This window comes from Sphingomonas sp. SUN039 (assembly GCF_024758725.1).
Classification (GTDB): Bacteria; Pseudomonadota; Alphaproteobacteria; order Sphingomonadales; family Sphingomonadaceae; genus Sphingomonas_O.
In genome coordinates this window covers 1,290,796-1,304,498 of the sequence record NZ_CP096972.1, presented here as the reverse complement: position 1 = coordinate 1,304,498, position 13,703 = coordinate 1,290,796, and the positions used below count along the sequence as shown (strand labels likewise).

The 13,703-nt window shown below is 62.2% G+C and carries 10 protein-coding genes; 6 read left to right on the top strand and 4 right to left on the bottom strand.

Translation table 11 applies throughout. The annotated features are described in order from the left end of the window. Positions 1 to 295 precede the first annotated feature (295 nt). From M0209_RS06315 to M0209_RS06290, 6 genes are all read left to right on the top strand, one after another. Entirely contained in the window at positions 296 to 1,630 is a 1,335-nt protein-coding gene (locus M0209_RS06315) for a TolC family protein (protein WP_258887441.1), read from the top strand. Then, positions 1,627 to 2,607 carry a hypothetical protein gene (locus tag M0209_RS06310; RefSeq protein WP_258887440.1) on the top strand — a complete coding sequence of 327 codons (981 nt, stop codon included), beginning with the start codon at positions 1,627 to 1,629 and terminating at the stop codon, positions 2,605 to 2,607. The genes M0209_RS06315 and M0209_RS06310 overlap by 4 nt, the downstream gene beginning before the upstream one ends. Positions 2,608 to 2,614: 7 nt before the next feature. Further along, entirely contained in the window at positions 2,615 to 5,695 is a 3,081-nt protein-coding gene (locus M0209_RS06305) for an efflux RND transporter permease subunit (protein ID WP_258887439.1), read from the top strand. 4 nt (positions 5,696 to 5,699) lie between these two features. Beyond that, positions 5,700 to 6,371, top strand: a complete 672-nt coding sequence (locus M0209_RS06300; RefSeq protein WP_258887438.1) for a response regulator transcription factor — start codon at positions 5,700 to 5,702, stop codon at positions 6,369 to 6,371. Further along, positions 6,352 to 7,710, top strand: a complete 1,359-nt coding sequence (locus M0209_RS06295) for a HAMP domain-containing sensor histidine kinase (RefSeq protein ID WP_258887437.1) — start codon at positions 6,352 to 6,354, stop codon at positions 7,708 to 7,710. Before M0209_RS06300 ends, M0209_RS06295 begins: the two co-directional genes overlap by 20 nt. Before the next feature lie 62 nt (positions 7,711 to 7,772). Beyond that, a complete protein-coding gene (locus M0209_RS06290; protein ID WP_258887436.1) occupies positions 7,773 to 8,894 on the top strand; it encodes an MFS transporter in 1,122 nt (373 codons plus the stop codon). A 23-nt stretch (positions 8,895 to 8,917) separates the two neighbouring features. On the opposite strand, the gene M0209_RS06285 is transcribed toward M0209_RS06290, so the two are convergent. The 4 genes from M0209_RS06285 to M0209_RS06270 form a co-directional block, all read right to left on the bottom strand. After that, positions 8,918 to 9,307 carry a hypothetical protein gene (locus M0209_RS06285; RefSeq protein WP_258887435.1) on the bottom strand — a complete coding sequence of 130 codons (390 nt, stop codon included), beginning with the start codon at positions 9,305 to 9,307 and terminating at the stop codon, positions 8,918 to 8,920. Positions 9,308 to 9,388: 81 nt separating this feature from the next. After that, entirely contained in the window at positions 9,389 to 10,432 is a 1,044-nt protein-coding gene (locus tag M0209_RS06280) for a YncE family protein (protein WP_258887434.1), read from the bottom strand. Positions 10,433 to 10,944: 512 nt separating this feature from the next. Beyond that, positions 10,945 to 12,609 (bottom strand): MFS transporter, encoded by a 1,665-nt coding sequence (locus M0209_RS06275; protein ID WP_258887433.1) that lies wholly within the window; start codon positions 12,607 to 12,609, stop codon positions 10,945 to 10,947. A gap of 76 nt (positions 12,610 to 12,685) precedes the next feature. Next, positions 12,686 to 13,624, bottom strand: a complete 939-nt coding sequence (locus tag M0209_RS06270) for a S1/P1 nuclease (protein WP_258887432.1) — start codon at positions 13,622 to 13,624, stop codon at positions 12,686 to 12,688. Positions 13,625 to 13,703 lie beyond the last annotated feature (79 nt).

The following is a 13,703-nucleotide window of genomic DNA, read 5'->3' as shown; positions in this document are numbered from 1 at the left end:
GACAGCGAGCGGCAGTTCGACGCTCGGCGTTCCGGTAGGAGCGCTGCGTGACAGTTCGGATGAAGTTTTGTGACGCAAACGGGACGATTTTAAGAAGCTTTTGCGCCCACATTTGCGGGAACCGAGATTTTCAAGCGGAATCAGCGCCGACGAATGTGGATATAATCAGATGGCACCTAATGTTGGGAATTCCCAATGTGCCAGGACAGGCGTTACCCCTAAGTCGGCAGCTATGGTCCTGTGCAAAGCCAGATTCGGTCTCACTGTCCTTGCGATGTTGGGAGCTTCTGGCTGTGTGCGCTATGAAAAACGTCCGGTTTCGCCGAGTGCCATTGCTGCGGCACAGGCAGTTCGCGTGTTCGACCCGGCCAAGATTGCCAGTCGCCTAGCGACGTTAACACCAGCTCAGCACCTCGATCCCGGACGATGGGACCGGCTCGCGTTGTTTGCTGCATTGCTCGACAACAACGCAGACATCGCGGCTTCTCGCGCCGCCGTCGCTCGCGCGACCGCCGAGGAACGCGCGGCGCATGCGTCTCCGGGTCCGACGTTGACGCTCACGAGCGAATACGCGGGTGCTGCGCCCGAAGCGTCGCCGTGGCTGTTCGGTGGTGTCGTCGATGTTCCGCTCGACGTCGGTGGACGGCGGGCCGCGCGGATCGACAGCGCCGGACTCAAGATCGCAGTTGCGCGCTACGATTATCTGGAGATGATCTGGACGGCGCGGCAGGCCCTGCGAACCGCACTTGTCGATCGCGCAATCGCGGTGCGTCAGGCCGAAGCGGGAACCCAGCTGACGGCGCTGCGCGAGCGTCATTTCGCCGCCGTCGCACGGCGGGTTGTGGCAGGAGAAACGACGCGCGCCGATCTCGAACGCATCCGCGCCGACCTCAGCGATGCGCGTCGGCGTGCTGCCGATGCGGCAGCGCGGGTCATCGCCGAAACCCGCGCGATTGCAGCGTTGACGGGCGTCCCCGTGTCGGAGCTGTCCGAAGGTAAAGTCAAATGGGACGACTTTGACGCACCGGCATTGTCGGTGTCCGATCCAGCCGCCCGGCGGTCTGCCCTTGTCGCGCGTGCCGACATTCTCCGTGTTGTCGTCGCCTATGACCAGAGCGAAGCCGATTTGCGTGGCGAAGTTGCACGGCAATACCCGGCAATCAGTGTCGGGCCGGGGTTCACCTGGGAGCGTGGCCTCGTCAAGCTGCCGTTCTCGCTCGGTTTTGTCTTGCCGCCGCTCGACCTCAATCGCCGCGCGATTTTCGCCGCTGAAGGAAGGCGAGCCGAAGCAGGTCGCTTGCTCGAAGCGGCCGTTGCCAATGCCTCTGCCGCGATTGATGCCGCCGAAACCGAAGCTCGCGCCGCGCGCGAAGCGCTCGCTGCGATCCGACGCAGCGAATTGCCCGCCGCGCGCGCATTGGCAGCACAGGCCGAGCGCGAACTGAGAGCGGGCGCAATCGACCGCACTGATTGGGCCGCCTCGCAAAGCGGCGTGCTGATTGCGCGCCTTGCCGAACTCGATGCGCTCGCCCGCGTTCATGCCGCCGATACGGCGCTGGAGCTTGCCTTGCGTCGGCCGCTTTCCGGGCCGGAACTCAACATCGTCGGAAGCCCGGAGGCATTGCAATGAAGGGACTGGCACCATTTGCCTGGACCGCACTGGGCGCGGGACTATGCGCGGCGGCCGTATTTGCCCTCGCACCCGAACGTTCTTCGCTCGATCTCGACGATAAATCGACCTCTGTGCCTCCTGCCACCGTCCAGCCGCTTACACTCGACGAGAAAGCCAAGGCACGTGCCAGCGTTCGCGTTGTCACGCTTGCGGCGACGCAGGCAAGTGCCGAGGTTACGGGCTTTGCGCGGGGGCTCGATGTTGGCACGCTGGCCGTGATCGATGCCGAGGCAAAGGCGGCCGACGCGACGGCAGCAGCCTCGCGTGCCGAGGCCGGACGACTGGCAACACTGGCGTCGCAGGATCAGAGTGCCTCACGTCGCTCGGTCGAGGCCGCGCGCGCGCAGTCGCAAGCAGACGATGCGCGCGCCCAGCTTGCGCGTCGCCGCGTGGGGCTTGAGTTCGGACCTGGACTGGCGCGGCTAGGGAGCGGCGGCATCTCGGCGCTGGTCAGCGAGATCGCAAATGGACGTGCCGCGCTCGTCCGGATCGATATCGCAAATATCGTGCTCAAGCCCGGCAGTTCGGTGCGGATCGGCGATGGCGCGAATTCGGCGGGCGTGCGCGTGCTTGGTGCGGCAGCCACTGCCGACGCCAAGCTTCAAAGTGCTGGCGTGCTTGCGATTGTCCGCGGCAACGCGGCGGACGGATTGCTCGCCGGGCGCATCCTGCCCGCCTTCGCCGACACAGGGTCGAGCCGGACGGGCGTCACGGTGCCGCGCGACGCCATCGTGCGGTATCAGGGTGGCTTGTGGGTCTTCGTCGAGAAGCCCGACAAGAGTTTTGCAAGGGTCGAACTCGTCGATGCGCGCGCCGTCGACGATGGTTGGTTCGTGCCGGGTGGCCTGACGCCTGGAACGCGGATTGCGGTCTCGGGTGCGGGGTCGCTGATGGCAATCGAAAAGGGCGGTGAACCCGCCGACGAAGACGAATGACGCAGCCATGCTAAGGACCATCGTTCGCTTCTGCCTGCTACATCCTTGGCTCGTCCTCGGCATCGCGGCGATCGTCATGGCGTTCGGGATCGCGACCGTCGATCGGACGCAATACGACGTCTTTCCCGAGTTCGTGCCCGCGCAGGCGACGATCCAGACCGAGGCACCGGGCCTGGTTGCCGAGCAGGTCGAAGCGCTCGTCACACGTCCACTCGAAGACGCGATCAATGGCGCGAATGGCGTGGCGTCGGTGCGATCCGAGTCCGCGCAAGGTCTGTCGGTCATCAACATAGCGTTTCGCGACGGGAGCGACCCTTATCGCGCACGGCAAGTGATTGCCGAGTCGATCAGCGAAGCGGCAGCCAAGCTGCCGACAATTGCTAATACGCCACGGCTGAGCCCATTGACGTCCTCGACAATGGACTTGCTCAAAGTCGGGTTCGTCAGCGACCGGCTCGACCCCGCAGCGTTGCGTGACCTAATCCAGTGGACAGTGCGACCACGTTTGCTGGCGACGCCGGGCGTGGCCCATGCAATCGTCTTTGGCGGCGCGCTTTACCGGATCGAAGTCCGCGTCAAACCAACATCGCTTATCGCTAGCGGCGCGTCGATGAGCGATGTTGGAAATGCAGTATCTGCGCTTTCGGGCATACGCGGCGGTGGCTTTGCCGAGACCGCGAACCAGCGCATCCTCGTTCAGCCCGTTGCGGGGCGCGTTACTGTCGATACTGTGGCCGCTGCACCAGTCGTCACCGGTAACGGCGTTGCGCTGACCGTGGGTGCCTTGGCCGATGTCGTCGAAGCACCAAGCCCAAAATTCGGTGACGCACTTATCATGGGGCGTTCTGGCGTGCTCGTCGCAATGGCCAGCCAATATGGTGCAAATACGCTCGATGCGACACGGGCAGTCGAAGCAACGCTCGCGGATTTGCGCCCAACGCTCGAAGCGCAAGGTGTGACGATGTATCCCTCGCTACACCGTCCTGCCAATTTCATCGAGGCCGCGCTGCACGGCATCGGTGTCGATCTGTTGATCGGCGCAGTTATGATCGCGCTGGTCCTGCTGGTCTTCCTGCGTAATGTCCGCATCGCGCTGATCGCGTTTCTGTCGATTCCCCTATCATTGCTGACGGCATTGATCGTGCTCGACCGACTCGGTCTGACGATCAACACGATGACGCTGGGCGGTTTGGCGGTCGCGCTGGGCGTCGTGGTGGATGATGCCATTGTCGACATCGAGAACATCGTGCGGCGTCTGCGCGAGGATGCGGGCGCGGACCGGATCGCGATTATCGAGGCCGCTGCCGTCGAAGTACGCGCGCCGGTCGTCTATGCGACTTACGTTCTCGCCTTCACCATTGCACCGATTTTGTTCCTGACAGGTTTGCAGGGCGCGTTCTTCGCGCCGCTTGCACTCTCCTTTCTGCTTGCGGTCCTGGCGTCGCTCGCGGTGGCGATGACGGTGACGCCCGCATTGGCGTCGCTCCTGCTTGCGCGGATTGGGCCAGTGGAAGAGTCGACGCTGCTCGATCGCATCAAGTTGAGACATTCGCGCCTGCTCGTGCCATTGTTCGAGCGTCCGCGCGAAGTCGTCGGGGCCTCGGTGCTGGTGGCCATCGTCGGCGTGGCCGCTTTCGCATCGTTCGGGTCCGAACTCTTGCCTGCATTTCGCGAGGGTCATTACGTCCTCAAAGTCAACGGGCCAAGCGGCGCGTCGATCGGGTGGATGCGCGACGTGGGGACGAAGATTTCGCGCGACCTGCTTGCGGTACCGCAGATTGCAACGGTCGAACAGCAGATCGGCCGCGCTGAGGCGGGCGAAGACACGTTCGGCCCGAATCGCAGCGAGATGCATGTCGAGCTGAAGCCGCTACACGGCGCGAGCGAAGCTGTTGTGGTCGATCGCATTCGCGCCATCCTCGCCGATTATCCTGCGATCAACAGTGAAATCCTAAGTTCGCTCGGCGACCGCATCGCGGAGTCGCTATCGGGCGAGACCGCAGCGGTCGCGATCAACATCTATGGTGCCGATCTCGATGTGCTCGATCGCAGCGCGGCGCAGATCGCTTCCGTGCTCGCCAAAGTGCCGGGAGCCGCCGATGTGCAAGTGAAGTCGCCACCCGGAACGCCGGTGCTGTCCATCGCACTCGACAGTGCACGGATGGGACTGCGCGGCGTGTCGCCAACCGATGCCTATGATGCGATAGAGGCGACGTTTCAGGGTCGGGTCGTCGCGCAAGCCCCCGCTGCCGACCGCGTTACCGATATTGCGCTGACTCTGCCGCCCGAATTACGCCGAGACCCTGAAAGCGTTGGCGATGTGCTCGTCCGCGCCGCCGACGGTGGAAGCGTCCGGTTGAGCGATATCGCCACTATCCGCCTGACCGAAGGGCGCGCGCAGGTTTTGCGCGAAGGCGGGCAGCGACGTCAGGTCGTGACTGCCAATCCCACCCGCGCTGACATTGCCGGATTTGTCGCGGATGCCCGAAGCACGATCAAAAAAGGCGTCAAATTGCCGCCGGGCGTGTCAGTCGCGTTCGGCGGCGTCGCAGAGGGGCAAAAAGCGGCAAGCCGGCAGATCGCGCTTAATGTCGCGGTGGCAAGCGTCGCCATCGTTGCACTGCTTGTGCTAGCTTTCGGCGGGGGGCGCGCAGCAACGCTGATCCTTGCGGGCACGCCGTTTGCCCTCGCCGGTGGCGTCATCGCGGTAGCGTTCACCGGCGGTGTGCTGTCACTCGGTGCCCTTGTCGGATTTGTGACGTTATTCGGCGTTGCGGCGCGAAACGCCATCCTACTTGTATCGCATGTCGATCACCTGGTTGCAGCCGAAGCTGCGCCCTGGGGCCCCGCAACCGTCCTGCGTGCGGCACGCGAGCGGGTTACGCCCATCCTGATAACTGCTCTTGTCACTGCACTCGGGCTCGCACCGCTCGCGCTCGAAGCGGGGCAAGCCGGGCGCGAGGTTCAGGGGCCGATGGCCATCGTTATCCTCGGCGGCCTCGTCACGTCGACGGTCATGAGCCTGATCCTGTTGCCCGCGCTCATCCTGCGCTATCGCAGAAGCGCTGTGACGGCACTGGGAGACTGAGGGTTTGCGCATCCTGCTGATCGAAGACAGCGCGACGGTCGCGAGCCAGATTTGCGAGGGACTTGGTTTGCGTGGACACGATGTTGTTGCTGTTGGCGATGGGGCTGCGGGCTTCGAGCGAGCGCGAGCAACAGAATGGGATGCGCTGATCGTCGACCGGATGCTGCCGTCGATGGACGGACTTTTGCTCGTAAAGACGCTGCGCTCGGAAGGCGTTCGGACGCCAGCACTATTCCTGACCGCGCTGGGCCTGGTCGAAGACAGGGTCGAAGGTTTTGAAGCGGGCGGCGACGATTATCTCGTCAAGCCGTTTGCGATGGCCGAACTTGTGGCGCGTGTCGAAGCCCTCGGACGGCGTGAAAGCCGCCTCTTCTCGGCGTCTCAATCGTTGGCCGACCTCACGATTGACCGGCTGGCGCGGACCGTGACGCGCGGAGATCGTATTATCTCGCTCCAGGCCCGCGAATATGAGCTGCTGGATGCGCTGCTGACGGAAACACCCAATGTCGTCACGCGGACGATGTTGCTCGAACGCGTGTGGAAAATCCGCTTCGATCCCGGCACCAATCTGATCGAAAGCCATATCAGCCGGTTGCGTTCAAAAATTGACGTCGAGGGCACCGCGCCGATCATCCACACTATTCGCGGCGAGGGCTATGCGGCGCGGCTGGGCTGACTCCTTATGGCGATCGACCAGTTTTCGCCTCGCCGTCATTCAGGCCGGATTCCTGCTTCTTGCAGTCGCTGGCGCGAGCGTTGCCATGTTCGTGATTACGCGTGGGGTCGCCGAGCGCGAATTGCGATCGCGGATCACGCTCGAAAGTAGCGCCGTCATTAGCGAACTGACCGGCGAAGGCATCGGTGGCGCAGCGGCTGCGGTTCGCTGGCGTGCTTTGCGTCCGGGGGCACTGGAATATCTGTTGACGGATTCGGCCGGTCGCCGACTTGCCGGCGATTTGCCAGACACGAACGACATCGGCTGGCATCGTCTGTCGATCCGCAATCACGGTGAAAATTCCGAGCTGCTTGTCTACTCCGTTTCGGTTCCGGGCGGCGCAAGGCTGACCGTAGGCGACGACCTTGCACCGGCGCGCGATCTTGCCGATGCACTGCTACGCTCGCTTCTGTTCTGGGGCGGATTGGCGTTATTGCTTGGATTAGGCCTTGGCGTCTGGGCAACACGTCATTCGCTGGCGCGCATGGACGCGCTCGGCCGCACACTCGAAGATGTCAGTGCAGGAGACCTTTTGGCGCGGGTGCCGACCCACACAGGACGTGGCGATGACCTCGACGTTGTGGGGATCCGCGTCAACGCCATGCTCGATCGCATCGCACTGCTGGTTCAGGCGCAGCGTCGTGTGTCGGCAGATGTCGCGCATGAATTGCGAAGTCCGCTGACGCTCCTGCGGCAGCGCATCGGGCAAGCGGCTTCGGCGCGGACAGCAAGCGATCGGACAGTTGCACTAGAGGCTGCCGATGCAGCGATCGACGATGCCCTGCGGCTGTTCGAGGCCATGCTGCGGTTGTCGGAGATCGAAGCCGGAAGCGCGCGCCAGCGCTTTGCCATGGTTGACCTTGGCGAACGGGTCGAACTGATCACCGATGCTTACCGAGCGGACATCGAAGCTGCGGGACGCACGCTGGAGACTTCTTTTGCGTCTGGAGCAATCGTGACTGGCGACGCCGATCTGCTTGGCCTCGCCGTTTCAAACCTGCTCGAAAATGCGATCAAGCATACGCCACCCGGTGCGAAGGTCGTCGTGCGCGTAAGTATAGATCACGGGACCTGTATCCTTACTTTCGAGGATCGTGGCTCGGGCATGGCGGAAGAAGAGTTTGCCCGTGTCGTCGAACCCTTCGCGCGCCTTGACGCAGCGCGATCGACGAGCGGGGCCGGGCTGGGACTCGCGATCGTTGCAGCCGTCATGCGCCTCCACGACGCGACGTTCGAGCGCATCGACAGCGCGAGCGGTCTGCACCTAGTCTGCCGGTTTCTGCAACGGGAAACACAGTGAGCAATCAACCCAATGCAGTCTCTCGTATTCCCCGCACTGTTTGGGCGCTTGGCTTCGTCAGCATGTTCATGGATATTTCGTCGGAGATCATCCACGCGCTGCTTCCGCTGTTTCTGACGGCGACGCTCGGCGTCAGCGTGGCAATGGTCGGGCTGATCGATGGCATTGCCGAGTCAACGGCATCGATCACCAAGATATTCTCGGGTTATGTATCGGACCGGATCGGGAAGCGTAAACCACTGATCCTGATCGGCTACGGGTTGGGAGCGCTTTCGAAACCGCTGTTTGCGCTCGCCGGGACGGCTCCCGTCGTGCTTGGGGCGCGGTTCGCCGACAGGATCGGCAAGGGGTTGCGCGGTGCGCCCCGCGACGCGCTGGTCGCCGACGTCACACCGCAAGAAATTCGGGGACGCGCTTTTGGATTGCGCCAGTCTCTCGATACTATCGGCGCGTTCGCAGGTCCATTGATTGCGATCGGGTTGATGGCATTATTTTCCGACGACATGCGAATGGTTTTCTGGGTTGCGATCATTCCGGCGCTACTCGCTGTCGCGCTGGTACTGTTCGGGGTGGAGGATACGACGCCGACAACAAAAGGGGCCGAGGTTCGCATTCCGATCCGAATAGCCGATATCCAGCGCCTGCCGCGCGCCTTCTGGGTTCTGGTCGTCATTGGCGCGGTGTTTTCACTGGCGCGGTTTAGCGAGGCGTTTCTGATCCTTAAAGCCAATGCAGAGGGGCTGCCGCTTGCCTTGGCTCCGCTTGTTCTCGTCGCCATGAATCTCGTTTACGCCATAGGTGCCTATCCGCTCGGCATTGTGTCGGATCGGGTGTCGTCGCGAAGCCTGCTCGCATGGGGTCTGTGCTGCCTGATCGGTGCCGATCTTGCGCTTGCGATGCTGCCGGGCATTGGAGGAGCGTTTGTCGGCATTCTGCTTTGGGGACTGCATATGGCTTTGACCCAAGGACTGTTTGCCAAGCTCGTTGCCGACCGCGCACCTCCAGAGCTGCGCGGATCGGCCTATGGCGTTTTCAATCTGGCAAGCGGCCTCGCCTTGCTGGCAGCAAGTGTCATCGCCGGACTGCTGTGGGACTCGGTCGGACCGAGCGCCACGTTCGTCGTCGGGGCGGCATTTGCGGCACTAGCTTTGCTTGGGATCCTCGGTGTGGTCCGACACGAGTAACGACAATAGGTGCTTGGCAAGCGTCAGGGTCGTTGGCCGGTGACAGGCTCAATGGTGATTTCTTTGATCGCAGAAGGATCGGTCACCGGCAGGAATGCCTTGAAATAGGCGAGACGGAATCGACGGTTCATGAACTCGCCCCAATGCGTGTCGGTCGTCGCGACGACGCGACTGGAGCCGTCGCGTCCAACAATATGAAGGTATCCGGGCACGACCCCTGCGTAACTATTGGGACGACGCACATCGCCACCGACGATGAAGCCGCCCGCCTTGGCGTGAGCGCTCGCTTGCACGATAGCGATGTCGGTGTTCGAGGCGAGATGGACGGGGACGCGGTATTCGGGACCGCTGGCACACCCCTGGCAGAGCGAAAAGGTCAGCAATAAAGCCGTAGAAAGATGGATCGTCGTCATCTCTGAAGCTCTATACATCTTTCAATCGCAGAAGGGACAATTTGAATGCTCAAGCACCTATAACAAAATCAACTCGTCGCCTCAGAGCGATTGAGACGGGGCTACGACGAGCACCTTGAAGCTGCCGGGAACCATCGGCGGACGCCTGGCACCGTTCGCGGGCAGATATTGCGCCGATGGCAAATATAGCCGACCGGTCGAGGGGTCGAGCGCAACTGTCCTCGCCCCTTTTGCCGTCACAACGAGTCCGACAACCGCGGGCTTCGCGCCAAGGCGAACGATTGAAAGTGTACCGTCGCCGCCTGAAGGCACAAACGCGAGATGGCGTCGCGCATCATAGACAGCGCCATCGGGACCAGTGCCGACTTTGAGACTGGCAACCAAACGACCATTAGGCGCGGAGACGATGGCGACACCGTTGGCGCAAGCCGAAACGATCTGTTTGGTATCGGCAGCGTAAGCGATGCCCGTAGGCTCATCGCAGCCCTTCAACGGGAAGCGCGCTATGACCTTCCGCGCAAGAGTATCCAAAACGACAACTTCGTTCTTGTCTTCGACATTGACGTAAAGCCGACCCTTCCCGTCCGCTGTACCAAGTTCGAGCGAGCCACCAACCGCAATTGTCGCAACGACTTTCGCCGAACTCGGATCGATCACGCTGATGTCTCCGGAACCTGGCGTCATCACCCAAGCCGTCTTCGTTGCGGGATCCCACGCCACCGCATCGGGCTTGGTTCCGACGGGCAGCGTGGCGATCACTTCACCCGTAAGGCCGTTGAACAACGTCGCGGTGTTGGCACCGCCATTTGTGGAAATGACGGTCGACGTTCCGGGGATCGACATCGCATCATGTCCGCGATTGCTCACAGCCACGTCGGGCGAGACTTTGCCGGACTTCAGATCGATTGCCATCACGCCGTTGCTGCGCGCGACGTAAAGGCGCTCAGTCGCCGGATCGACGCTCAACAAATCCCAGCCGCCATCCGGTCCGGCGATTTTTTCCACGACCCTGTAAGAGATAGACTGCAGGTCTTTTGCGAAAACTGGCGCCGAAGCAAACAGAATCAAACCGACGATGGAAAGTGATTTGCGCATCGGAAGGTGAGGCCTGACTGTTTTGGACATGGCTGTCATTCGACCTTTCGTGCTTTGGCCGCAACCCGAATAATCAGTTATCGTCGATGTGTTGACTATGCCCCAGATCTGGAATTGTGAGGATATCCCCAGTTCAACGAATGGCCGCTGGCGGTGATGGTCATTGGAGAAATCAACGCCCGCGTGCAGGCGCTAAATAGAAGAAGGTACACGTGCTGTACGAACGTCGGCTTGCCACGCTCGCGACCGCAAAACCGGACAGTCCGGACTGTCCAACTTAGCTGACCTCCCGACGGTTGTGAACGGACGACCGGTTCCGGGATCGTGAATCAGGCCACTGATCAGCCGGGATTGGGCCCGACGCAGACGCACCTACAACGGAGTAATGACTGGCTGCTTTCAGGTGACCAGTTCTCGGACTTCGACGTCCGCAATGTTGCGCATGCAGCGCCGCTGCTTCCGACTGTCAAGCTGCCCTAGCCATCGGCCTGTCAACGTAACGACCGAGGCGCGAAATTATACCCGGACTGGGCAGTTGGCCTTTATGCAGACCGAATGGGATCGGTCAGCGGTTCGACCTCCTCAAAATCGGGGCGGTGGATCAACGAGCCGGTTTGCCGCTCGATCATGCGGTGAGCGACGATTGGTACTCCGGCGCGCTGCAGGGTGTGGATCGCATCAATATTTGCGGCGTCGGCCTGGGTCCGACGTTCGTTATGGCGGACATAATCATTCCATGTCGCGACGTGATAGCGCTCGACCCAGAGATCGCTGATCTGGAGATCACGCAACAGCGTCCAGTGGCGCGCCCCATCGCGTAGCCGGATGCGTCGTCGCTCGTTCATATGGGCAAGAAACCCGCTGATGTCGTCCGTCGCGATCCGGTACTCAAGGGTGACAACGATCGGTCCGCTGCGGGGTTCGATCGGAACGGCAACGGTCGGCTCGATCCAGCGCTGCAGCGGGTCCAGATTGAGGTCGGTTGCGCGCGGCAGCGGCACGATACGCCCCACGAGAATACCGGCGAGCAGCACGATCGATGCGGTCATGAGCGCGACCGGGATTCCGTAAGCAGCCGCGATCTCGCCGAACACCCAACTGCCGATTGCCATGAAGCCGAACGCGACCATCTGGTAGAGCGCGAGCGCGCGCCCGACGACCCAACGCGGCGATGCCATCTGGACGGTCACGTTGAAGGTCGAGAGTGCCGTGACCCAGCCACCGCCAGCCACCAGGATTGCGACAAAGCTGACCGCCGTGACATGGCTCAAGCCGGTGACCAGCGTCCCGGCGGCTAACGCAATGATCGCAGCACAGACCATCGCTTCGGTCGTCATCAGTCGGCGCAGCCGCGCGCCGTTCAGCGCACCAAGCACGGCGCCGATGCCGAAGGCGCCCGACAAAAGGCCGAAAACAAGCGCGCCGCCGCCAAGCATGTTGCGCGCAACAAGGGGCATCAGCGCCGATATGGCACTGGCCCCGAAGCCGAACATGCCGGCGCGGACGAGAACCTTCAGAATGTCCGGCGACATGGCGACATATCTCAGCCCTGCGCCCATCGCGACGCCGAGCGGCTCGGGCGGCAGCGCACTGGTGCGGGCTGGTGGCGACCAGCGCAGCAGCACGAAGATCAGGCCCAGATAGCTGACAGCATTGAGCAGGAACGCCGTCGCCGCGCCGGCGACGGCGACGATGACGCCGCCCAGCGCAGGACCGACGCTGCGCGCGATGTTGAAGCCCATGCTGTTGAGTGCCACCGCGCCCGGCAGTGCCGCGCGCGGCACCATGTCACCGACCGAAGCTTGCCAGGCCGGCCCGTTAAAGGCGGTGCCGACTCCGATGAGGAACGTAAAGATGAGAAGCAGCCAAGGCGTCAGCGCGCCCGACCACGCGCAGACCGACAGGCCGACAGACACCAGCAGCATGAAGGCTTGCGCGGCGAGCATCACGCGGCGGCGGTCGAAATTGTCGGCAATTGCCCCGGCGAACAGCGACAACAGCATGATCGGCAGCGTCGTCGAAGCCGAGACGAGCGCGACAAAGGTCGGCGTGGGGGCAAGGGTCGTCATCATCCAGGACGCACCGACCGACTGGATGAGGCCACCGAAATTGGAGGCGAGGCTGGCTAGCCAGATCGCACGGAAGATCGGGATACCGAGCGGCGCAAGCGCGCCCTGGTCGTCTGTCACGGGGGTCGATGCGGCCATGGGCTTCAATCCGTGAAGAGACGCATTCAGGTCAAGCGACTTAGGCGCCTACATGCCCTGCAGTATGATAGCGGTCCTATTTTAACGCCTGACTGATCATCCACGCCAAGCGAACACCGGCAACCTCGAGCTGCCGATGGACTTTGCCGGCGGCTTTTGTGCGGTAACCTTCATCGAGGACAATGCAGGTCTCCTGTTTCGTCGTGCCATCTCGCGCGCGGATCGAACAGCTCCGGGTCGCCGTCGGCAAGGCATAGGTCACGTCGTGCGCAATTTTGTAGCTCTGCAGCGCCCAGTCGCGCGCATTTCCCTTTCGCCACGATGCGAGTTTGCCCGGCGTGATGTCGCCGATCAACGCGGCCGATATCGTCTCGGGCGAACTCCCCAGCCGATTGACTGTGGCCGTGTCCCAAAAGCTGTGAAGGTTCGAGCCATTGGTCGAGGTGCCGGTTACAACAAGGACAAGATTGCCGCCCTGATCTTTCTGCCGTTCGGCGGCGTGCAGCGGTTGATGAACGTCCCCGACGAAATGAAGCATAAAGTTAAGGGCCAAGGCGCGCTCCGCGTCGGGCCTCGCCTTGTCTGCGAGAACGGCACGAAACTCTTCGATCTTCTGCACAACGCACTCTTGGGCGTTGCCCTGGCTTGGGTTGGCGCCGGGCCGCAAAGGCACGTCGCCAAAGCAGGCCGAAGCGAAGTCCGGGTTGTCGAACTCAAGGTCAACAAAGTGCCAGTTGCGCGTCAGCGTATAGCGAATTTTGGTCGTGTTGCGATCACTGTCACGATACGCATCGCCCCATGTGGCCCGATCGCGCATCGTTGCGGGCAGGTCGGGGTCGATCGGCAGCGACAAAAGGCGCTTCACTTCGGCCCGTTCTGCCGTCGACAGAAAATGCTCGGCGATCAAACCAATGGTCTGGTGACCCTCGTTGCCCCAGGCCTTCGCGGTATTTGGGGTGAAGAGGGCGACCGCGAGAGCACTCAGCGTCAGGCAGTACCTGCTTTTTGCGATCACAAACGCCTCCTGGGTTCAGCTTTTCGGTCCGTCGCTCTCGCGAGCATATCACCCAGATTTTTCATGACCATGACGTGGG

What these genes read in the sequence shown, in the direction of transcription:
- M0209_RS06305 (WP_258887439.1), top strand. Translation starts at nt 2,615, where the DNA reads ATGCTAAGGACCATCGTTCGCTTCTGCCTGCTACATCCTTGGCTCGTC.
- M0209_RS06285 (WP_258887435.1), bottom strand. Translation starts at nt 9,307, where the DNA reads ATGACGACGATCCATCTTTCTACGGCTTTATTGCTGACCTTTTCGCTC.
- M0209_RS06310 (WP_258887440.1), top strand. Translation starts at nt 1,627, where the DNA reads ATGAAGGGACTGGCACCATTTGCCTGGACCGCACTGGGCGCGGGACTA.
- M0209_RS06290 (WP_258887436.1), top strand. Translation starts at nt 7,773, where the DNA reads ATGTTCATGGATATTTCGTCGGAGATCATCCACGCGCTGCTTCCGCTG.
- M0209_RS06280 (WP_258887434.1), bottom strand. Translation starts at nt 10,432, where the DNA reads ATGTCCAAAACAGTCAGGCCTCACCTTCCGATGCGCAAATCACTTTCC.
- M0209_RS06275 (WP_258887433.1), bottom strand. Translation starts at nt 12,609, where the DNA reads ATGGCCGCATCGACCCCCGTGACAGACGACCAGGGCGCGCTTGCGCCG.
- M0209_RS06295 (WP_258887437.1), top strand. Translation starts at nt 6,352, where the DNA reads ATGCGGCGCGGCTGGGCTGACTCCTTATGGCGATCGACCAGTTTTCGC.